Source organism: Sphingobacterium chungjuense, assembly GCF_011316935.1.
GTDB classification, from domain to species: Bacteria; Bacteroidota; Bacteroidia; order Sphingobacteriales; family Sphingobacteriaceae; genus Sphingobacterium; species Sphingobacterium chungjuense.
On the sequence record NZ_WLYS01000007.1, the window covers coordinates 146480 to 169174 of the forward strand.

Here is a 22695-nt window from a genome sequence, read left to right on the forward strand (position 1 = left end):
TACTGTAATTGGTTGATATTTTAATGTAAGTTCACTGTTAGTTTGAAGCCCGGAGTAAACAAAGAAGCTGCTCCAAAGCGTGCATTCGTTGCCATGCCACTGGGATAGGTAGGTATCACCGTTGGTGTTACTCTAAAAGACAAATCATCGCTGATATTCCAGCGATTACTCAACATGGAGTTTACATAAGCTTCTACCACATTGAGACCGTACCAGCCCAAAGTAGCCAATATCACAATATCGCGATTACGCCGCATATTATCTCGTTGACGTATGAGCGATGGCTCAGAACCTGTTGGTCTATTTCCTAAAGGTCCATCCGATGGTTCCCCATTGTTATTAAAACGAAACTGCAATTCGGTCTGGTATTCGCGATAAAAGTAATTCCAATAATCAAAGGTAAGATATCCAGCTACTAATCCGCCGTATATCACAGGTACTTTTACCCACCACAAGCCGCCGTTGGTGTATTGACCCCAACCCGGCAAGATCGCAGATCGTCGCCACGCGACACGAGATACGCGTTCGATTTCTAAGCGAGCCGAATCCTTTAAAATACCTTTAAAATAGTATTTTTCGCGTTCTTTTTCCTCTCGTGTACGAGCTCGGCGTTCAGCGCGCGTTTCTTTTTTCTCGACATTTGCTCGTACAGAATCCGCTAATATACTATTGGCCATGCTATCTGCCGTACGGATAATACTGTCGCGATCTTGTGCCTGCAAGGTTCCCCAGCATAAAAATGTAAACAATAAAACGCCGAGATACCGCATACAATTACCAGTCAAGCAACTCCAATATACGGCCAAGATCGTCTTCGGAATCAAATGGAATTTCGATAGCACCTTTTCCTTTACTATTTTTCATATTAAGCTTGACGCTCGCAGCAAATCGAGAGGCCAAATCGTCTTGTATCTTCTGATATTGAAAGTTCAAAGTCTTCTTCGCTCCTTCTGCTTTCGCATTGGTTTCTGTTTCAGCTTGCCCCTGCTGTATCGCACGCACTAGTTCTTCCGCTTTACGGACAGACAAGCTCTGCTCTATAATCTGTTGAAATACAAAAAGTTGTTTTTCTTCGCCGCCAATATTGATTAAAGCGCGAGCATGCCCCATAGACAGTTGCCCATCGCGTATGGCAGCTTGTATCACTGGAGGTAATTTCAAAAGACGAAGGTAGTTGGTCACTGTACTTCTATTTTTAGAAACACGCTCGCCAAGCTCCTCTTGTTTCAAATTACACTCTTCAATCATACGCTGAAAGCTCAACGCCACTTCCATGGCATTTAGGTTTTCGCGCTGAATATTTTCGATCAACGCCATTTCCAGCATCTGCTGATCGTTGGCCGTACGCACATATGCTGGGATTGCCGTGATTCCTGCCAATTTGGAGGCGCGTAATCGGCGCTCACCGCTGATGAGTTGGTACGAATCTTTGCTCATCTGCCGAACGGTGATCGGCTGAATAAGACCTTGCAATTTGATGGAGTCGGAAAGCTCTTGCAAAGCCACTTCATCAAACTCCGTACGCGGCTGAAATGGATTTATCTCTACGTGAGCGACTTCTATAAAATTGATCCCACCAACGGGCTTCACTTCCGACTGTCGGTCTCTGTTCTCGGTATTTACCTTAGTCGCAGATTGTCCTCTGTTGATATCCTCATCTTGAAGCAATGCACCTAAACCCTTACCCAATCCTATTTTTCGCTGTTGTGCTGCCATATCTCTTCTATACTGTCGCTGACTCTTTGTTTTCTACCGACAAAAGACCATTCTTTTGTAAGATTTCGCGCGCCAGATTTAAATAATTGATCGCGCCTTTGCATGATGCATCGTGCATAATAACCGATATTCCATAACTCGGAGCTTCACTTAGGCGCGTATTGCGTTGAATGATGGTATCAAACACCAGATCGGTAAAGTGCGTACGCACTTCTTCAACGACCTGATTAGACAATCGAAGTCGTACATCGTACATGGTAAGTAGGATACCTTCGATTTCGAGTTCGGTATTTAATCTATTTTGAACGATTTTAATGGTATTAAGCAATTTGCCCAGTCCTTCCAAGGCAAAATATTCACACTGCACCGGGATGATAACCGAATCAGATGCCGTCAGTGCATTGATGGTAATCAATCCTAAAGATGGAGAACAATCGATAATGATAAAATCATAATCGTCCTTGATCGTGTCGAGAACATTTTTCATGCGGTACTCGCGTTCGTTGAGATTAATCATCTCAATTTCTGCACCGACCAAGTCGATATGTGCTGGCAGAAGATCCAAATGCGGCGTTTCCGTTTGTCTAATCGCATCGTGCGGAGCTAAATCATTGACCAAACACTCGTATACACTTGTCTTTATCTCCCGCGGATCGAAACCGATACCGGATGTGGAGTTTGCCTGCGGGTCTGCATCGATGAGTAAGGTTTTATATTCCAATACTGCCAGACTAGCGGCAAGATTAATAGCGGTAGTTGTTTTCCCAACGCCGCCTTTTTGATTTGCAATGGCAATGATTTTTCCCATATTGATGATAACCTATAACTGAGTATGAACCGATTAATTCTGCAGCTACATGCTAGCAAGATAACATTCTAAAGATTTTGATCCTACTTAAAACATGTTAAATTTGCTACTTTTAAGAGCCGCGAAAGCTTCAAATCTCAGGACGCTAAGTTAGCAAAAAATTAGCTGTAGTCCGACATTTGATTCATGCATTTTGCCAGCAATAAGACCAGACATACATATGGATTTAATCATCGTGGGAACGAATCGTCCAAAGAATAATTCATCCCGTGTAGCACAATACTATCAGCAGGAATTAAGCAAAAAGGGACAGCAGTGGGATATTCTATCGTTAGACAGCCTGCCCAACGATCTCATCGTATCTGATTTGTATGGACGGCGCAGTGATGCATTTGCCCCCATTCAGAAAACTGTCTCTGAGGCAAAGCGTTTTATATTTATCGTGCCAGAGTACAATGGTAGCTATCCCGGCATTCTGAAAGTTTTTATGGATGCTTGCGCTTACCCCGCCTCTTTTCATCATAAAAAAGCGGCTCTTGTTGGCATATCTACAGGAAAGTATGGCAATGTGCGTGGCGTGGATCACTTCACCGGTGTATGTCATTACATGCGCATGCATGTGATGCCGCTAAAAATCCACATTGCGCACATACAAAATGAACTCAATGAACAAGGTAATTTCTCTGATCCGCTAACAGAAAAGTACGTTCAAGAACAATTGGCCGATATCGAACGCCTATAAATCTCCTTTAATAATACTGGTGAGCAGGTCTTCGATCGAATGCTTGAATTTGTATTCATCAAATACTTGCTGATTGAGAAGATGACTATTTTCTTCGTATAAGAAGATGCTCCAAGCATTGTTTTTGTATTCGAGCGCCGATAAATTCTCAATCCAGTCGCCTGAATTCATGTATACACAGGAGCCTTTTTTAGTTTCTACACGCTGAATGGTTGGGTGGTGAATATGTCCGCAAATCACGTAGTCATACTGATTTTCGATAGCCAGCTCAGAGGCTGTTTTCTCAAAATCGGAGATAAATTTGACCGCTTTCTTTACGGAGTTCTTAATGCGTTTGGAAAGCGAATATTTCTCGCGCCCCATTCGGACTAAAACGGCATTGATCAAGGTATTGAGTTGAATCAAACGATCATAACCCCAACCACCTAACTTTGCGATCCATTTGGAGTGTTGAATGGAAGCATCAAACACATCACCATGAAAGATCCAGGTTTTTTCGCCGTTTATATCCAGCAGCAACTTGTTGGCAAACTGAATTTTACCAAAGTGCATTGGTCCAAATTTACGGAGCATCTCATCATGATTACCGGTAATGTACACCACCTGGCAGCCTGAATAGGCCATATCTAGCAAACATTTTAATACTCGGAAATGTGATTCGGGAAAATAACTCTTCTTAAATTGCCAGATATCAATGATATCTCCGTTGAGAACCAGATAATTGGGCTTAATCGAGTGCAGGTATTGAAGCAGTTCGTCTGCTCTACAACCATGCGTACCTAAGTGAATATCGGATATGACGGCAATATCTACGGCTCTTCTCATGTAGTGTTTTTACAAAGTAACAACTACACTATTAAGCCATCATTTTCAAAGAGTTAAGCTTTTATAAAGAATCAATGAGACTGCGCTCCCATTTTTCGGGCGCGTCATCACGCTGGAGGTAGAGCATGGCCGTAGCGCGCGCATCCGACAGTGGATCATGATGTTTTAATGGAATATCCATAATCTTGCAGCATACATTTAATTTGGTGCGTGCAAATCCCAACGATTGGTATAGCACGCTGGTACACAACCATTGATCACTAATATCCAGTTCTTCGTAGCGCAATCCATAATGTTTCATTGTTTGCTTTAAGACCGAGCGATCAAATTTTTCGTTGTGTGCGACCATTTCACGGCCTTGCAGTAGCGGAGCCAAATCTTTGTACAACTCTTCGAAAGTAGGCGCTTCGGCGGTGTCTTTGGGCTTAATACCGTGCACACGGGTAGTTTGCCACATGTATTTATTATTTGGTGGTTTCACCAAGCTAAAAAACTCTTCGGAAATCACGCCATCATCGACTCGCACTACGCCTACCGCACAAATGCTATTGTAATCTGCCGTAGCCAATTCGAAATCGATTGCTGTAAAACTTAACATATGAAATTGTTCTGCTGCAAAGATAGGCCTTTTTATACGAAACACGGGATTTTAGGCTAGCTAACAGAGGCCTCTTTTTCTTTTTCCGCTATTATTAAAATCTCTCTTACTGTATTATTTATTATCTTAGCGCCGAAAATGCACTCTAGTGCAGCATGCTACTCATGAAAATAAATCGTTCATTACTCGCCTATTTCCAATTGGCACTTTTAAGTGCCATTCTGACGAGCAATGCGCTATTTATGCACAGCCACGTGTCGCACGGCCACTTGGTAATGCACGTGCACCCTTTCGCTCTCGACGAACGCGGTGATGTAGCTACGCACGAGCACGATGATGACGAGATGGTGTTTTATGATTTCTTGGCTCACCAAGGAATTGTGCAGATGGAACCATTCTCTAACGCCATCGAAGTACTCGCCATCGCTTATCGCTCTTATCAAGCGCCGATACGTAATGAGGAGATCGTGCGCTACCGATATCATGACGCGCCCAGCCTTCGTGGGCCGCCCATTTTTTCCTAATCTATCTTTTTAACAATTCTCAGAACGGAGCACTTGGTGCGCACAAACAGTGTGTACCTGATCTACCTGTGTTTACATTCTGCACGCAACAACGACTATGCGTTAGCGCATAGCTGACACTTTTTATTCTTATTCAAAAAGCAACCTATCTATAGATGGAAAAATATTTCTACACCTTCTTATTGACTTTACTATCCTTTACCATATATGCGCAGACAACAAGTACTATAACAGGTACGGTGAGCACAAAAGGAGGCGCAACCACCGCAACCGTTCGTATAGAAGGCACAACATTAGCAACCACAACAGATGAAGACGGACATTTTACGTTGGCAAATGTTCCGACAGGAAATCGTCGCATCCTAGTTGATGCCATTGGCTATGTACCCTTTCGCCAAGCGGTATCGGTACTTGCGAGCAATACGCCAGCACTTCAGATCGCACTCGAAGCGGATCGGCTAAATCTCAACGAAGTGGTGGTCAGCGCCACGCGATACGATGTAAATCGGAAACAATCGCCCGTCATTGTGAATGTGATTGGCTCGAAACTGATGAATGCCACGCAAAGTGTGGCCATGTCCGAAACGTTGAACTATCAACCAGGTGTACGCTTGGAGGTGAATTGCCAAAATTGTGGCTTTACGCAGGTGCGAATGAATGGCTTGGATGGCAGTTATTCTCAAATATTGATGAATAGTCGTCCGATTTTCAGTGCCCTGAATGGTGTATATGGTTTGGATCAGATCCCGACCAGTATGGTAGAGCGCATCGAAGTCGTTCGCGGCGGCGGATCGGCACTGTATGGCTCTAATGCCATTGCTGGAACCATCAATGTGATTACCAAAGATCCTATTGTCAATTCTTGGGAAATAAATAACAATACCAGCCTTATCGGCGGCAAGAGCTTGGACAATAATTTTAGCTTCAACTCTTCGGTGGTAAGCGAAGATCTTTCGCATGGCGCAACATTCTACGGTGCCAAAAGAAGCCGGGAAGCATATGATGCAGACGGCGACGGATTCTCGGAAATCACGAAATTGGAAAGCACTGCATTCGGCACGAAAGCATTTTATAAGTTTTCGGAACTGAATAAGCTGACCATGGATTTTAGTGCCATCAAAGAATTTCGTCGTGGTGGTGATCGATTAAATATAGCGCCACATTTCACGGATATTACCGAACAATTGAATCATAATACGATCATGGGCGGATTGACATTCGATCAATACACGAAAGATCAGCGCACCAAATTCAGCGTTTATGGATCTGCGCAGCGCACCATTCGCGATAGCTACTACGGCGGATTGGGTGGCGAACGCACGGCTACTGATAGTTTATTGGCAGCAAATGCATATGGCACGACCAAAGATTTTGCCTTTGTTGGTGGTGGACAATTGGCGCATACTTTAAAAAATGAAGACGTATTCACCACCGGTATCGAATACAATCATAGCAATGTAGACGACGAAATCCCGGGATACAGCAGAGCGATTGAGCAACATGTAAACAGCACCGGGATCTATGCACAATACGAATGGAAACCAACCGATCGGTTCAAGGCTTTGCTGGGCGGACGATTTGACCATGTCAACGTCTCTGGAACATACTTCTTAGGAGATATTTCCCGTGCTTCTGATGCTTCCGTGTCGGCATTTAGTCCGCGTGTGACTTTGTTGTATGATATCAACGAAGTTTTTCAACTTCGCGGTGGTTATGCCCGTGGTTTCAGAGCTCCGCAGGCTTTTGATGAAGATATGCACGTATCTTCAGTTGGTGGTGATCAGCAATTTATCTTGTTGGGCGAAGACCTGAAAACCGAATTTTCGAACTCGTACACAGCATCTATCAACTTCACGAAAGCGATCGGATCTACTCAAGCCAACATTTTGTTAGAAGGTTTCTACACCGACATCAGGAATCCATTCACCTATGTATCGCAAGGTGTGATCGGCGACAACTTGCGTCTCGAACAAATGGTGAACGGCGAAGGTCTGTATGTCACTGGTGGCAATATTGAAATAGGGCTTGCGCCATCCGATCGATTGACGTTTCAATTCGGAGGAACGATCCAAACGAATCGCTACCGCGAAGAGCAGGAATTATTTGAAGGTGAAGATGTGGCGGATGGCGATCCCGCCGTGTTCACACGCAATCTAGTGCGTACACCCAACAGCTATGGTTACTTCAATACCAACTGGCGCGTTGTAGAAGATTTTGGCATAGATATTACGGGTGTGTATACTGGATCGATGATCGTGCCGCATGTGGTTCGCGAATCTGGATTTATGGACTTGGTACAATCTCGCGAGTTTTTAGAGATGAATGTACGCTTGTCGCGCATGATTCATATCAAATCGAGTTTCTCCCTGGAGTTAAGCGCGGGAGTACAAAACATCTTTAATAGCTACCAAAATGACTTTGATAAAGGTGCTCGCCGCGATTCGGATTACATTTACGGACCTGCCAGACCACGCACTTACTTTTTCGGGGTGAAGATTGGCAATTTCACGCATTAAGCAATAAAAAAAGATGGTACGATTCTTTTGTTGGATCTTCCTACTATTTTGTTCAATCTTCCCTGCGTCGTACACGATGGCGCAGGAAGGGTTGAATATCAATTGGCTGTCTTTTGAGGCACTGTCAGACTCCTTGGCTACTAAGCCCAAAAAGACCTTGATCTTCTTTCATGCTGACTGGTGTACGTATTGCAAAAAGATGGAGCGTGAGGTATTTACGAATCCCGCTGTCATTGCGGAGATCAATGCCCATTATTATGCGGTACAGCTCGATGTAGAAACAGTGGATAGCATTCGCTTCGATGGTCAATTATTCACCAACAAATCACCCAAGAAAAGAAGAGGCAGATACCACGATCTGCCTATGCTCTTGGGCGCTAGAAACGGACAATTGGTATTACCAACTACGCTCATCTTAGATGAAAAATTCTTCGTAACGCAACGACAATTTGAATACCTACACAGTAAAAAACTACTCGAACTGATACAACCGTAAAAGCATATCTCCTTCGGAGTCCATTCGCCACCTGCACATATAAAATTAAAAGCGTATTTTTGTGCCCAAATGGGAAAGAGAATACCTCAGGACAAGAAATTTGTCTCTGATATAGAGATAATTGACATCGCCGAAGAAGGAAGAGGCGTCGCAAAACAAGACGAACTGGTAATGTTCATCGAGAAGGCAATACCGGGAGATATAGTTGACGTAGAGCTGCTTCGCAAGAAAAAGAATTTGGTAGAAGGGAAAGTGACTGCCGTGAAGACACCGTCTCCACATCGGGTAGAGCCTTTTTGCAAGCACTTTGGCGTATGCGGCGGTTGCAAATGGCAACACATGAACTACGAAGCGCAATTGCACTTCAAAGAGAAATATGTGAACAATGTATTGACACGTATTGGCAAAGTCGATACTTCCGCGATGGAGACGATATTGGGATCACAGGAAACTTCGTATTACCGCAACAAATTGGAATATACTTTTTCCAATAAGCGCTGGCTGACCAACAAAGATGAGCAGACAGAAGATCAGGATATGAACGCTTTGGGCTTTCACGTACCCGGTCGTTTCGATAAAATCTTGGATATAGATCACTGCTATTTGCAGGCTGATCCATCTAACGATATCCGAAATAGCATTCGCGCTTACGCTGCCGATCACGGAATCTCGTTTTACGATTTACGCGCACATCAGGGCGCGCTCCGCAATGTCATTATCCGCACCGCTTCTACAGGTGAGGTAATGGTGATTGTGGTATTTGCGTATCCCACGCAAGAGCAGATCGATCAGTTAATGGAGTTCATATCGGTCAAATTCCCCACTTTAGCTTCGCTATTGTATATCGTAAACCAAAAAGGCAACGATACGATCTTTGACCAAGATATTATGTTGTATCGTGGCCGTGATTTCATCTACGAGGAAATGGAAGGTTTGAAGTTTAAAGTAGGCCCAAAATCATTCTACCAAACGAATTCTGCTCAAGCTTACGAACTATATAAGATTACACGTGATTTTGCCGGGCTTACTGGCGAAGAGACGGTGTATGATTTGTACACGGGTGCTGGCACCATTGCCAACTTTGTGGCACGCAATGCCAAACAGGTGATTGGCATAGAATATGTACCTTCTGCTATTGAGGATGCGAAGATCAACTCTGAGCTCAACGACATCAGCAATACGAAGTTCTATGCCGGTGATATGAAAGATGTATTGACTATCCCATTTGTCACCGCACATGGTAAGCCCGATATCATCATCACCGATCCACCAAGAGCAGGGATGCACGCCGATGTGATTAAATGTTTGTTGGACGTGGAAGCACCAAAAATCGTGTATGTAAGCTGTAATGCGGCAACACAGGCTCGGGATATTGAGTTATTGTCTGGAAAATATCAGGTAGATCGCATCAAACCGGTGGATATGTTTCCGCACACGCAACACGTAGAGAACGTAGTTCTTTTGACCAGAAAGTAGGAAAATGAATATAGAAGAATTGTTAGCAGAGCCCTCGGGTAACGGCGCTGAAAAAGGAAAGGGCAACAGCCCGTTAGAAAGTCTTAAAATAGATCTAGATTTCTATAGCGATGCAATCAAAGAGGTATCGGCCGACCTGATCGCCGCAGAATATTCTGCCCATCCTATCTTCGTTGCGCACCAACATAGTGTGAAAATTGGTGAGGTGATCTTAGATAAAGGTGAATTGAACACATCGTGGACGATCAATGTAAGTACATTAGAGGAGTTTGTGGAGAATGGTATTATTAAAGAAGATCGCAAAGACTATTTCGTCAAGCAGTTTAAACCTGCCGATCAGTTCATGTGCCTATTCGTAGTCGTTCCAGAGGGTGCTAATTTTGTGTTTTACCCATTCAAATAAAAGGTTTAGCGTTATTTAACATCCTGAATAGCGATCTTTGGTTAATTTAGATTATTACATGACCCGATTACTACTATATATCCTTCTCGCCTCTTGCACGCTTTTCGCAGTGAGTTTACGCACGTCTGCCCAAACTGTTGGTGACGAACGTAAGAATATATCGGGTATGGTATTAGAGCGGGGCACAAATAATACGCGCATTGCTGATGCGAATGTGACCAACCTAAATTCGCAACAGAAAGTTCGGACATCCATGCAGGGCATCTTCACGTTGCCTGTCGCTCTAGGTGATAGCTTATCGATAGAGAAAGTTGGTTACGGCACGATAAAAACACAGATAAACCGCATTGAGGATATTATTTTGGAGATGCAATCTGGTTTACAGATCGAAACGGTAGTCGTTTCGCGTGGTACACGCGAAGCCGAGATGCGTGGTATCATGAAAGATTATGAACGCAAAGGCGTTTACCGCGGCGGACAAAACTCCGTGGGTACCTATCTGGCTAGTCCCGCGACAGCGTTGTACAATCTTTTTGGCAAAGAACCCAAAAATGCTAGGCGCTTTCAGGAGTTTATGGATCAAGAGCTAGAGGAGACAAAGATCGATCGTATTTTCAACAAAACGATCGTGACAGAGTTAACCGGCTTGGAAGGAGAAGAATTGCAATCGTTTATGGATTGGTATCGTCCATCGTTATCGACCGCAGAGAAATGGGGCAGATACGATTTGATGGTCTATATCAATAAATCTTTTGATGCATGGGACGCCAATGGTCGCCCGAAATCTCAAAAATTGCCTAAGTTGGAAATCCCGCCACAAGAGAAGTAAGCCACTAATTGGCTACAACAAAATTTATTTTGCACACCATAGCTTTATTTTGGCATTTGCTTTGTTTATATATTGTAAAGAAGCATTCATTTATCTTTTAACTTATGACAATTAACAAAAAAATATCCATTTATGGTTTGTCGCTAGCGACATCTGCTATGCTGTTTGCTAGCTGTTCTACCATACAAAATGCAAGTAACACCACTAAAGGTGCTGCCATTGGCACGACAGCTGGCGGTGTATTAGGCGCAGTGATCGGAGGAAAAGCAGGTAACACTGCCGTGGGCGCAATCGCTGGTGCAGTGATTGGTGGAGCTGCTGGTGGATTGATCGGTCGTAAGATGGATAATCAGGCGAAAGAAATTGAAAACGCGGTAGCGGGTGCGGAAGTGATCAAAGCGGAAGAAGGTATTATCGTGAAATTTGATAGCGGTATTCTTTTCGACTTCAACAGTACACAGCTAAAAGGTGACGCTAAAACAAATATTGCCAAATTGGTAGAGACACTGAACAAAGAGCCTGATACGGAAATCTTGGTTATCGGACATACGGATAATGTTGGTTCTGTAAGTGCGAATCAGAAAGTGTCTGAAGGTCGTGCAAAGTCGGTTCGCGATTTTGCAGTATCACAAGGATTGACAGGTGGTAGAGTGAAAACAGAAGGTAAAAACTTCTCAGAGCCTATCGCTACCAATGATACCGATGCCGGACGCGCTGAAAATCGCCGTGTAGAGATCGTTATCGTAGCGAGTGAGAAAATGCAACAAGACGCGAAACGCGAAGCTGGAACTAACTAAAAGTAGTATATAGGTAATGAAGAAGCTTCGAGATATTATATCTCGAAGCTTTTTTTGTTGTTGATTTATGCTTAGTTAAAATCTACCAGTCGCGAAAAGAGCAAATATGCCTTGCCATTCAAAATCATTGGGTGGGTGAATGAAATTCTTCAGCAGAACACGATAATTGTTAATAAAAAAAGCTCCTAGTAATAATACTAGGAGCTTTCTCTGATTTACAGCAGATTGTGCTTATTGGAACTTCTTAGCATTTACTTTACGCTCGTTCTCCGTCAAATAAATCTTACGAAGACGCATGCTCTGAGGCGTTACTTCAATGTATTCATCTGCTTGGATATATTCCATACATTCTTCCAAAGAGAATTTGATGGCTGGCGCAATACGCGTATTGTCATCTGATCCAGATGCACGCATGTTGGTCAACTGTTTACCTTTGGTTACGTTGATCGTTAAATCATTATCACGGATGTGCTCCCCTAAGATTTGACCTTCGTAAATATCCACTCCTGGATCTACGAAGAAACGGCCACGATCTTGCAATTTATCGATAGAATATGCTGTTGTAGAACCTGTATCCAAAGAGATCAACACTCCTGCCATACGCTTAGGAATAGTACCTTTCCAAGGCTCGTAACCTTTCAAACGGTGCGCCATAACGGCTTCACCAGCCGTAGCGGTCAACACGTTGTTACGCAAACCGATGATTCCGCGAGAAGGAATAGAGAATTCCAAATGTTGCATATCACCTTTAGCTTCCATAATCAACAGCTCACCTTTACGCTGTGTAACCAGCTCGATTACTTTACCAGAAACTTCTGCAGGCACGTCTACTACCAATTCTTCAATTGGCTCACATTTTACGCCATCAATTTCTTTTACGATTACTTGTGGCTGTCCTACTTGCAATTCATATCCTTCGCGACGCATGGTCTCGATCAATACGGATAAATGGAGGATACCGCGACCATATACTAACCAAGCATCTGGAGATTCGGTTGGTACTACGCGTAGCGCCAAGTTTTTCTCCAATTCTTTTTGCAAACGATCGTAGATATTACGTGAGGTTACTAATTTACCCTCTTTACCGAAGAATGGTGAGTTGTTGATGGTGAACAACATGTTCATCGTCGGTTCATCAATGCTCATTACTTCTAATTGCTCTGGATTTTCGAAATCGGCGATCGTATCACCAATATCAAATCCTTCAATACCTACTACAGCACAGATATCACCAGCATGTACTTCAGAAACTTTAATACGACCAAGTCCTTCAAAAACTTGAAGTTCTTTGACACGAGATTTTACAATCTTGCCATCGCGTTTTACCAAAGAAACCGGTTGGTTTTCTTTGATAGTGCCACGAGCTACACGACCGATCGCGATACGACCTACGAATGTAGAGTAATCTAAAGAGGTTACTTGCATCTGTAAGGTACCTTCTGATACTTTTGGAGCAGGGATATGATCCAAGATGGCTTCTAATAAATCGGTGAAGTCCGTTGTTGGTTGTTTCCAATCGGTAGACATCCAACCTTGTTTAGAAGAACCATAAAGCACTGGGAAGTCTAATTGATCTTCTGTAGCGCCTAAGTTGAAGAACAAGTCGAATACACTTTCGTATACTTCATCTGGACGACAGTTTTCTTTGTCGACTTTGTTGACTACAACAATAGGTTTAATACCTAAAGCTAAAGCTTTACCCGTTACGAAACGCGTTTGAGGCATCGGGCCTTCGAAGGCATCTACCAAAAGAACAACCCCATCGGCCATTTTCAAGACACGCTCTACCTCACCACCAAAATCGGCGTGACCAGGTGTATCAATGATATTAATTTTTACATCCTTATAGGTAACAGATACGTTTTTGGAAACGATAGTGATACCACGTTCACGCTCCAAATCGTTGTTATCTAGGATAAGTTCTCCTGCGTTTTCATTTTCTCTGAATTGATTCGTGAAATAAAGAATCTTGTCAACCAATGTTGTTTTACCGTGGTCAACGTGAGCGATAATCGCTATGTTTCTGATGTTCTGCATGCTACAGCTTGTCGTGTAAAATTCTAAGGTGCAAAAGTATAAAAATAAAAACAACTAATCACTAAATTTTAAATGATATATTTGGAATACGTGAATAATAAAGATTTCTTAATATGAAATGGCTTTTAACAATAGTAACAACCCTCTTTATGGCGCACCATATGTCGGCACAAAATAAGACCGACTGGGCGAATTTTGGCAAATATGAAGCGGCCAACGCGCAGGAAAAAAGTGGACAGGTGGTATTTATGGGAAACTCCATTACCGAAGGTTGGAAAAATCAACGTCCAGAGTTCTTCAGTAAAAATAGTTATATCGGCAGAGGAATTGGTGGGCAGACTAGTGCGCAAATGCTGGTTCGTTTCCGTAAAGATGTAATCGATCTACAGCCGAAAGCGGTCGTAATTCTGGCTGGCACCAATGATATTGCGCAAAATCAAGGCTATATTTCACAAGAAAACATCTTGGGCAATATCCAATCGATGGTAGAGCTGGCGCAGCATCACCATATCAAAGTGTATCTGTGTTCGGTGCTACCTGCTTACGAATTTGGCTGGCGGAAGGAGATTCAAGATGTGGCCAATCAGATTGTGCAATTGAACACACTTATTCGCTCGTATGCCGAAAGCAAGGGTATTCCATATGTGGATTATCATTCGGCACTCAAGGATGAGCGAAACGGATTGTCGGTAGAGCATGCGAAAGATGGTGTACACCCAACCGCTGCGGCTTATGAAATCATGGAAGCCACATTACAGAAGCAACTGAAATAATGTGTAAGTAGGATTTAATCCAAGCTTATAAAAGCAGAACACCCGAACCAAATTGGCTCGGGTGTTCTGCTTTTATTATACGGATCACTGATCTTAAGATTAAGATATTACCTTCAGCTCTTTACCGACTTTGGTAAATGCCGCAATGGCTTTGTCTAGATGTGCGCGGTCATGGCCAGCCGATATCTGCACGCGAATACGTGCTTTATCTTTAGGCACGACTGGATAGTAGAAGCCAATGACATAGATTCCTTCTTCCAGCATTTTGGCGGCAAACTCTTGCGCTAACTTCGCATCGTATAACATTACCGGAACAATAGGATGCACGCCTGGTTTGATATCGAATCCAGCGGTAGTCATTTGCTCTCTAAAATAAGTCGTGTTTTCTTCTAGTTTATCGCGCAGCGTGGTCGTTTCGCTCAACATATCTAACACGGCAATAGAAGCTCCTACAATCGCTGGCGCTAATGTGTTAGAAAAAAGATACGGTCTAGAGCGCTGACGCAACATATCTATAATCTCTTTGCGACCAGAGGTAAATCCACCAGAAGCGCCACCTAACGCTTTGCCAAGTGTACCGGTAATGATATCAATTCGCCCCATCACATCACATAATTCGTGTGTGCCGCGTCCTGTTTTACCAATAAAACCCGAACAGTGTGATTCGTCTATCATGACCAGCGCATCATACTTATCAGCTAGATCACAGATTTTATCTAAAGGCGCTACCGATCCATCCATTGAGAAAGCACCATCGGTCACGATGATACGATGACGTGCCCCTGATGCAGCTTGCAGTTGCGCTTCCAAATCTTGCATATCGCAATTTTTGTAGCGGAAACGCTGCGCTTTACACAAGCGAACACCATCTATAATCGAAGCATGGTTGAGCTCGTCGGAGATGATCGCATCTTCTGCACCAAACAATGGCTCAAAAACACCTCCATTAGCATCGAAAGCAGCAGCATACAAGATCGTATCCTCTGTGCCGAGAAATTGCGACAATTTATCTTCCAATTGCTTGTGCGTATCCTGCGTACCACAGATAAAACGCACGGATGACATACCATATCCATGCGAATCAATCGCAGCTTTTGCAGCGGCGATCACATCGGGATGCGAGGATAATCCTAAGTAATTGTTTGCACAGAAGTTGATAACTTCCTGTCCTGTATTTATTTTAATATCTGCTCCCTGAGGCGTGGTAATGATGCGTTCTTTTTTGTAAAGTCCGGCTTCCTGAATTTCCGCTAACTCTTTTTGTAGCGCGGCTTGCAAGTTGTGGTACATATATCTAAAATGCTTTTTTTGTTGCGTATCTATTCAAAGATACAATATTTTCGTGGCTCGTTTGGCTTACGCCATGAAGCTTTGCGAGTACAACAAAAAAGGACAGCTATTGCTGTCCTACGTATAAGTAATACTGTTAGATTTCTTATTTAATGCGGGTGAATACTTCTGTACGCCCCAACAAACTGACGCCTACGAAACCGCGCACTTCCAACTTATCTCCTTTTGGAGTCATCTTGCAGCTGTAGGTTTTACCGGATTTGGGATCATAGATTTCGCCACCTTCGTAGGTATTTCCTTTTTTGGTGAAGTTTTTCAAAATCTCCAGACCTTCTATTTTACGATCGCGAAGACTTTTGTCTGGGTTCTTCTCATCTTTTTTTGAAGAATCTTTAATCCAGTATAATTTGCCAAAATACTTATCACCGCGTTTAAAAATTTCTACTCGGCCTTCCTTACTGGAATTTTCCCACTTACCCACAATCGGATCAGAAGACTGCGCAAATAGTGAAAATGCGATCATTACTGCGCTTAAAACTAAAATAATTCTCTTCATAGCTTTTATTGTTTACAATTGTTATGCTTAAATATACGAATTTTTTACTATGCAAGCATAATACAATCTTGAGTTATCTAGTGTAATACTGCTAATACTAGAACAGAAAATGACTCTTAAGGTTCTTTCGAGAAATATAAATTGGCATTTGTTTTGTCTTGGATTTATTAAATCACAACTTAATTATATAACACTATGCATTTTATACTTTCACTTCTTCTTACGGGGCTTATCATTGCGGGAGCATCCTATATTATTCCAGGCGTAACGGTCGCCGGTTTTGGCTGGGCTATCGTGGCGGGTTTGGTCATTGGCTTGGTGAACGGGATTGTTGGCGGGATCTTGCGATTATTCACTTTTCCATTGAACTGGTTGACCTTTGGCTTAGTTTCTTTTATCATTACGGTATTGATGATTATGCTAAGCAGCAGCATTATGGGCACCAAATTTCAAGTAGACGGTTTTTGGTCGGCTTTCTTTTTTGCCATCGCAGTAGCTGTAATGGAAATGATCTTGGGTGCATTAGTAGCACCGAAAAGCCGCTAAGACTCATTTACAGTCATATAAAAATGAACAGCAGCAAGAAATCTTGCTGCTGTTCTCTTATTAAGACCTTGCGGAGGTCTTATTTTTTGGTATAAATGTAAAACGCGACTAGTAAGCTCCGATAAAGAAACTTCCTGCTTGACCTTTCAATCTAATACCTTTGGTAATGCTGTTCGTTTTCCAGTTAATGATATATAGGTTACCATCTTTACCACTAGGTGTTAGTGGCACGTAAGCCAAGTCACCATCTACACCAATGTTTTGGAATTGACCAAAAGTAGAAGACAGGCCAGCATCTGAAGAAACTTCTGTAGACAATTGCGTCGCAGTTCTTGCATTCAGATCCACTAAAGCCAGATATCCACCCGCAACACCAGTTTCGGTAAACAACACCAACCCTTTGCCCTCGCCGAAATATCTCCAAGCTCTGATGGCTAGGTTATTAGATTTGTTTAAAGCTGTTTTAAGATCAAAGTTGTAGCTATTATCATAATCACTGGTTGATTTGTTAATACGCAAAATCTGAGAACCAGAAGTAGCAGTCGCTTGGTATACATTGCCATCTGTACCAACGTACTGAGTCATGGTACGGTAGCTATGATTAGCAGATTTACTTTGTGTTGACCAGATCAATTTAGGATTTGCTAATGATGGGTAGTCCAATACCAATGTTACCGTACCTTTGATATTCGATGCATCATCTGCCCATTCCCATGATACGACACCAGTAGCACTCACAGATCTCTGCGGCCCTTTAGATGGGTCTACTTTACTTATATTACATCCGATATATACTTTATTCCCATTAATCACAGGCACGTCAACACGTCCTACAGTATAACCTGCTGCTTTTTCTGCATCGGTGAATGGGAAAACAAACTCAGTCGTGTTTGGCACACTTGGATTATTTAAGTCAATGATCGCTACATCAACGGTACCACGCACATAGTCATACGTTTGTGTACCAGCAGCAGCTTTAGCTGCGTCAATCGGCGCTGAAGCTCCTTCAATCTTTACACCAACGCCTACACCCTCAGCAGCTTTCACCCATCGTGGTGATGCACTTAAGATACTAGCCACATTTAGTTCTTCATTCGTATCTTCGAATTTGTTTGTTCCAGCGACACGGTATTTGTTAAATATACCACCATTTGTCCCTGTATATTGGATGTTATACAAGAAATTTCCATTAACAGAACCTTGTACGCGAGCTGTGCGCTGTGAACGTAGTGCATATCCAACTCCATTTGCAAAAATATTAAGTTCTTTCGAAGCATCACTTGCTTCTGCCAAGGTAAGTGCGTGTGCCAATGTACCACCATCACCGGCTCTGTTTGTTTCCGGATCTGGAAAAGCAGCTGTCAAGGTTATAAATTGTCTTGCCTCTGTATCTGGGCCAGATCCTGCATTGGGGTTTTCACCACCAGGTCCATCATTTTTAGTACATGATGCCATCGTACCCAATGCGATTAACGCACCAAAAAAGGTTGTTTTAAATAGTGTTTTGTTCATGATTTATATAGATGAGTTAAATGTTTAATTTTATTTAGTAAAGTTGTTTAGCATATAGTTGAGCTTCAGATAGTAGCCGCGGCCAGGTTTCTGCACGCCAAAGTTGTCGTAGACCTCTCCATTAGTGATATTCTTGACATCTAGGCTGACGATAAGCTTTCCAGTCGGAGTGCGGTAACTCGCGCCCAAATCATGATAAAATTGTGTTGGCGTCCGAAACCAATCTTCTGAATCAAACCATACGGTGGTAAATGGTGCTACATAACCCGTATTGTAGAACAAATTGACGGTCGACTTTTTCTGGATCAGGTTGTCAAGCCTATATTGAACACTCCCATTCACCATAAAGTAAGGCTCATTAGGTAACTGGCGGTTGAAGAAACGATTTGGATTTCCATTTTCGTCAAACTCCGTTTTCATCAAAGTGTTGAATCGCGACAAATTCACTAATAAGTTGAGTTTATTAGCATACACATAAGTCACCTCCGCCTCAAATCCTCGCGATTGCGTGCGGCCAATATTGATGAATCTTGTAGTTTGGATATTAGCATCGCTTTCTCGACCTACGATTACAGAATCTACCGCTTCTGCCGCAATCTTATCATAACCATTGCGCCAAAATGCACTCGCATATAAAGACAGTCTATTCTTTTCATCAGATAAGGCTTCGTAACGGAATCCTGCATTGTAATTGACATTACGCTCTGGCTTTAACTCTAGATTCTCGACAATATTCGTTTCTGGACTACCAAAAATTTGTTCGTCGCGAGGTGAGATAAAGCTGTTCTCCATAGAAGCGATCACGTATAATTTCGGGATCACATTATAGGATGCTGTAAGACCATATCCGGGATTTCTATTGGTAAGCGTGGTAGTGGTACCAGCATTATCGTAATGATTTTGGTTGATGGTGTACTTCGCCAATACATTTGTTTTTAATTTATTATTCAGCGTTTGTGCTTCGTAGTTGAATCCAAAAATATTGGTCGTCGTATTTCGTTGATTCTGCGAATTCATTGGAGCGGACGGATTCAGCAAATCCTCATCTTGACGTCGTGTAGAGTTCAGATTATGATTTACGGAGAGACGATGTCCTTGCGCAACCATATACGAAAGATTGGTGCGTGAGTTGATAATATCACGATCAATATTGGTAATGACTGCAGCTCCCTGTTGGCCTCGGCCAACTGGTCGTACCAAAGGAATAGTCACTCCATTACGTATAATCGTCATCGGATTACCATCCCAATTATACATTGTTCTGGCCGTATCTTGCAAATAGGTGCTTCTTTTGCTGTAGACTGCATTTACGTTTAAGGCTAAGCCATCCAACAAGAAATTACTTTTAATATAATTTAAGCTAAATACATGTGCTTGGTATTCGTTGAATCTCCCTACATATGGTTGTGCCATAGTAATTCCGTGTGGAATATCCTGATAGGTATCGGAGATGTTATATCCTACGAAAAATTGATCCGCCCATTTCACATCGGTGAAGCCAAATTCAAAACGTCCAGAAATCGATTTGTAGGTGTTATTGAACCTCTTGAATCGATTATAACGTGTAAGACGTTGCTGCGCGTCGGTCATCATGGCAAATTTGCCCCACATCTCGTAGCTGTTGTCTGTATAGATATAAGCTCCAGAGAGCCGAGTAGTAAAACCCGATTTTTGATTCCGATATAGAGCGGCTACGTCAGATTGAAATGTATTGAATGACCCGTAAGATACTGCTGCCGTAATGTTATTAGCAGATGCATCTTTACGCATAATAACATTAATAGCACCCCCAACGTAATCGCCGGTAAGATGCGATGGCAATACACCTTTGTATACCTCGATACGCTCAATCATGGCAGGTGGTATATTATTTAGGTTGAATGATTGACCAAATGTCGAAATAGGTGTACCATCCAAAAAGATACCCACCGCACTTCCTGACATCCCATTAAGGTTATATTCGATTTGAGACCCGATACCGCCGTTTTGACGTACTCTGACACCAACTGCACGGTCAAGCAATTCGTTGGTCGTTAGGTTTCTTAAGGAAGCTTCTTTGGTTTCGATAACCGCTACCGCAAAACCACTTGTTTCCATATCTTTTTTTACAGTCTTGCGTTCCACCGCTACTTCTTCAATACTGGTCTCTGCTTTGCCCGTTACGATCATGTTTACAACCTTCGATGGTCTATCAATTTTTACTTCTTGGCGATGTGTGTTGATGTCTATCGCGGTAACGACTAAATAAATGCGACCATATGGAACGTTTTTAATTTCGTACCTACCTTGCTGATCTGTTACAGCTCCCAATTGGGTACCTTCGACACTGATGGTGATGTGACTGGCAGCTTGACCATTCTTTTGGGTAAGTCGCCCTGTTAGAGAACTGAATTCTTGAGCTTTGACGCTAAAAAGCGCACACATTGAAATAATTGTAAAAAAGTACTTTAGCATATTAAAAATAACTTCATATTTAGACAAAGTCTAAATAAACTTGGCGAGACAAAAATACATTTTAGAAGGACTTAATTTCGACGCTAAACGAAATTTAGATGACGGGAATGGAAATTTAAAAAATTCGTAATCAGATACAAATCAACTCATTAAAAAAACGTATAATATTTTACTTTTTAGGAAACAAGACACTCTCCAATTAATTAATTGTGTCCTAAAGTGCGACAGGTATATATATGAATCACTATTAACCAAAATAGTTGGAGTTTCGCTCGAATAGAGACGGTGCTATTGCAGAGACTAATCCAGTATGCCTTGATACGTAAGCAATTTCTCAAATACCAGAAAACACTATAATATAGATAGTGCGTGAAATTCTACAAAAACATCTTCACACGTTCAAAAAATGCCAGATATTGATTTCACGTAATTTGGCGTAATACTATAACAAGACTTTGCTATATTTGCAAAATATTTAGACAAAGTCTAAATTAATATTAGCGATTTAGATATACAGGTGTTCATGTTAGAAATAAATGTACGGTGATGCGAAATGTGCAAATGCATTCTAATGCTAAAGTATTCTTACATCTAGGCCAAGCTTGGAAACAATCAACCGATTCTTTCATTCAGTTGGGCAGACCTGCACTTCTTATCATTACTTGCCCGAAAAATGCGGATAGCTACTTTTACATTCTAAACGGACAGAAATACCAGATTGAATCAGGACATACCGAATCCCGGTATTTAGAAAGCCATGCTTGTTTGGAGATTTTGGATGATAATCAAGCCTTAGCTCTTATTCTGATTGTGTGCGTCGATGCTGCAACAGCATTAGGACTGACCCAGATGATGCCTTCAGTACCCACGGATAGACTTACCAGTACAACTACTATTCCTACTCAGTATATCATCAATAATTTTTTTGGTACGATTCGTTCACCTAAAGTGATGCATCGATTACTATTTAATGCGCAGATCTTTGAGATCCTATATCATCAAGTAAATGATCAGAATCGAGAAGAGAATCATCACCTCTCAAGCCATTATGACAAAGTCAAAATGGCTAAAACTATCATTCATGAAGATCTAAGTAAAAAAATTACCATTCCCGAATTAGCAAAAATTGTAGGGACAAATGAGCAATACTTAAAAAAGTATTTTAAGATCCATTACGGAAAAACCATTGCTGGCTATACAACGGAAGTAAAAATGGAATATGCAAGAACTTTGTTGACTGGGGGCAAGCATTTGATCGTAGATGTCTCCAGAATGACGGGATACAAACACGCTACTCATTTTACGACGACCTTCAAGAAATTCTACGGTTTTAAGCCGATCCAACTCAAATAGTATTGGGGTTATATTGGTTTTCTGATACTTCCCCTGCCAAATAGTTCAAAATCAGCTGGGTCATTGGTTGGTCATTACTTCACGGCTGCTTCACCATTACTTGGCCTTTGATTCACCTTTAGTGTATTGAGAATCCACCTTATTCGGGTATTGCTACCTACAAAGGTTATACTACAGGTAATAGCTTGGTAAAGCTATACAGGCGCTATCCAGAATACAGCGCGCAGCTAGATGTACTTACTAAAGCGGAAGGCCTTTGCGCGATAAAAAAGTATATAACACAAAAAAGCCCTTGCAATTTTGTTGCAAGGGCTTTAGTATAAAATTAGGCACCGACCTACTCTCCCACCTGTTACGGCAATACCATCGGCTCTGGCGGGCTTAACTACTCTGTTCGGAATGGGAAGAGGTGGACACCGCCGATATAGGCACCTGAATATCTTG

At 42.2% G+C, this 22695-nt stretch carries 21 protein-coding genes and 1 rRNA gene; 11 read left to right on the forward strand and 11 right to left on the reverse strand.

Annotated elements, in window-relative coordinates; all coding sequences use genetic code 11:
* Positions 1-20: 20 nt before the first annotated feature.
* The 3 genes from GKO22_RS15175 to GKO22_RS15185 are packed head-to-tail and all read right to left on the reverse strand — an operon-like array spanning position 21 to position 2524.
* On the reverse strand, positions 21-824 hold the full coding sequence (locus tag GKO22_RS15175) for a DUF5683 domain-containing protein (protein ID WP_166336266.1): 804 nt from the start codon (positions 822-824) through the stop codon (positions 21-23).
* A complete protein-coding gene (locus GKO22_RS15180; protein WP_166336507.1) occupies positions 775-1716 on the reverse strand; it encodes a ParB/RepB/Spo0J family partition protein in 942 nt (313 codons plus the stop codon). The genes GKO22_RS15175 and GKO22_RS15180 overlap by 50 nt, the downstream gene beginning before the upstream one ends.
* A 7-nt stretch (positions 1717-1723) precedes the next feature.
* Positions 1724-2524, reverse strand: a complete 801-nt coding sequence (locus GKO22_RS15185) for a ParA family protein (RefSeq protein WP_166336510.1) — start codon at positions 2522-2524, stop codon at positions 1724-1726.
* Positions 2525-2744: 220 nt separating this feature from the next.
* Between GKO22_RS15185 and GKO22_RS15190 the strand changes: the two genes are divergently transcribed.
* Positions 2745-3266: an NADPH-dependent FMN reductase gene (locus GKO22_RS15190; protein WP_166336512.1), complete on the forward strand. Its 522-nt coding sequence runs from the start codon at positions 2745-2747 to the stop codon at positions 3264-3266.
* Here GKO22_RS15190 and GKO22_RS15195 read toward each other — a convergent pair.
* The gene (locus GKO22_RS15195) at positions 3261-4091 is read right to left on the reverse strand and encodes a UDP-2,3-diacylglucosamine diphosphatase (RefSeq protein ID WP_166336514.1); all 831 of its coding nucleotides are present in this window, start codon (positions 4089-4091) and stop codon (positions 3261-3263) included. The two genes, GKO22_RS15190 and GKO22_RS15195, sit on opposite strands and share 6 nt — an antisense overlap.
* Before the next feature lie 61 nt (positions 4092-4152).
* On the reverse strand, positions 4153-4689 hold the full coding sequence (locus tag GKO22_RS15200; RefSeq protein ID WP_166336516.1) for an exonuclease domain-containing protein: 537 nt from the start codon (positions 4687-4689) through the stop codon (positions 4153-4155).
* A 164-nt stretch (positions 4690-4853) separates the two neighbouring features.
* Between GKO22_RS15200 and GKO22_RS15205 the strand changes: the two genes are divergently transcribed.
* The 7 genes from GKO22_RS15205 to GKO22_RS15235 all read left to right on the forward strand — a co-directional run bounded on the left by GKO22_RS15205 (position 4854) and on the right by GKO22_RS15235 (position 11730).
* The gene (locus GKO22_RS15205; protein ID WP_166336518.1) at positions 4854-5213 is read left to right on the forward strand and encodes a hypothetical protein; all 360 of its coding nucleotides are present in this window, start codon (positions 4854-4856) and stop codon (positions 5211-5213) included.
* Positions 5214-5368: 155 nt separating this feature from the next.
* Positions 5369-7729, forward strand: coding sequence for a TonB-dependent receptor (locus tag GKO22_RS15210; RefSeq protein ID WP_166336520.1), 2361 nt, complete (start codon positions 5369-5371; stop codon positions 7727-7729).
* A 13-nt stretch (positions 7730-7742) separates the two neighbouring features.
* Positions 7743-8225: a thioredoxin family protein gene (locus GKO22_RS15215; RefSeq protein WP_166336522.1), complete on the forward strand. Its 483-nt coding sequence runs from the start codon at positions 7743-7745 to the stop codon at positions 8223-8225.
* 69 nt (positions 8226-8294) lie between these two features.
* Positions 8295-9701, forward strand: a complete 1407-nt coding sequence (rlmD, locus tag GKO22_RS15220; protein ID WP_166336524.1) for a 23S rRNA (uracil(1939)-C(5))-methyltransferase RlmD — start codon at positions 8295-8297, stop codon at positions 9699-9701.
* Positions 9702-9705: 4 nt separating this feature from the next.
* Positions 9706-10104: a hypothetical protein gene (locus GKO22_RS15225; RefSeq protein WP_166336526.1), complete on the forward strand. Its 399-nt coding sequence runs from the start codon at positions 9706-9708 to the stop codon at positions 10102-10104.
* A 58-nt stretch (positions 10105-10162) separates the two neighbouring features.
* Entirely contained in the window at positions 10163-10933 is a 771-nt protein-coding gene (locus GKO22_RS15230; RefSeq protein WP_166336528.1) for a carboxypeptidase-like regulatory domain-containing protein, read from the forward strand.
* Between the two features lie 104 nt (positions 10934-11037).
* The gene (locus GKO22_RS15235; RefSeq protein WP_166336530.1) at positions 11038-11730 is read left to right on the forward strand and encodes an OmpA family protein; all 693 of its coding nucleotides are present in this window, start codon (positions 11038-11040) and stop codon (positions 11728-11730) included.
* 231 nt (positions 11731-11961) lie between these two features.
* Here GKO22_RS15235 and typA read toward each other — a convergent pair whose 3' ends face one another.
* Positions 11962-13767, reverse strand: a complete 1806-nt coding sequence (gene typA / locus GKO22_RS15240; RefSeq protein WP_166336532.1) for a translational GTPase TypA — start codon at positions 13765-13767, stop codon at positions 11962-11964.
* 113 nt (positions 13768-13880) lie between these two features.
* On the opposite strand from typA, the gene GKO22_RS15245 reads away from it, so the two are divergent.
* Complete coding sequence (locus tag GKO22_RS15245) at positions 13881-14540, forward strand: SGNH/GDSL hydrolase family protein (protein ID WP_166336534.1); 660 nt, start codon at positions 13881-13883, stop codon at positions 14538-14540.
* 99 nt (positions 14541-14639) lie between these two features.
* Here GKO22_RS15245 and kbl read toward each other — a convergent pair whose 3' ends face one another.
* Together kbl and GKO22_RS15255 are read right to left on the reverse strand one after the other, a co-directional pair.
* Positions 14640-15830: a glycine C-acetyltransferase gene (gene kbl, locus GKO22_RS15250; RefSeq protein WP_166336535.1), complete on the reverse strand. Its 1191-nt coding sequence runs from the start codon at positions 15828-15830 to the stop codon at positions 14640-14642.
* A gap of 145 nt (positions 15831-15975) precedes the next feature.
* Entirely contained in the window at positions 15976-16386 is a 411-nt protein-coding gene (locus GKO22_RS15255; protein WP_116776965.1) for a DUF2147 domain-containing protein, read from the reverse strand.
* A gap of 195 nt (positions 16387-16581) precedes the next feature.
* On the opposite strand from GKO22_RS15255, the gene GKO22_RS15260 reads away from it, so the two are divergent.
* Positions 16582-16932, forward strand: a complete 351-nt coding sequence (locus tag GKO22_RS15260; RefSeq protein ID WP_166336537.1) for a phage holin family protein — start codon at positions 16582-16584, stop codon at positions 16930-16932.
* Positions 16933-17040: 108 nt separating this feature from the next.
* Here the strand turns inward: GKO22_RS15260 and GKO22_RS15265 are convergent, their stop codons facing one another.
* Positions 17041-18444 carry a hypothetical protein gene (locus GKO22_RS15265; protein ID WP_166336539.1) on the reverse strand — a complete coding sequence of 468 codons (1404 nt, stop codon included), beginning with the start codon at positions 18442-18444 and terminating at the stop codon, positions 17041-17043.
* A 30-nt stretch (positions 18445-18474) separates the two neighbouring features.
* A complete protein-coding gene (locus GKO22_RS15270; protein WP_240920330.1) occupies positions 18475-20868 on the reverse strand; it encodes a TonB-dependent receptor in 2394 nt (797 codons plus the stop codon).
* A 591-nt stretch (positions 20869-21459) separates the two neighbouring features.
* On the opposite strand from GKO22_RS15270, the gene GKO22_RS15275 reads away from it, so the two are divergent.
* Positions 21460-22251: a helix-turn-helix transcriptional regulator gene (locus GKO22_RS15275; RefSeq protein WP_206367917.1), complete on the forward strand. Its 792-nt coding sequence runs from the start codon at positions 21460-21462 to the stop codon at positions 22249-22251.
* Positions 22252-22575: 324 nt separating this feature from the next.
* Here GKO22_RS15275 and rrf read toward each other — a convergent pair.
* Positions 22576-22687: ribosomal RNA gene (rrf, locus tag GKO22_RS15280) — 5S ribosomal RNA — on the reverse strand.
* Positions 22688-22695: the final 8 nt, after the last annotated feature.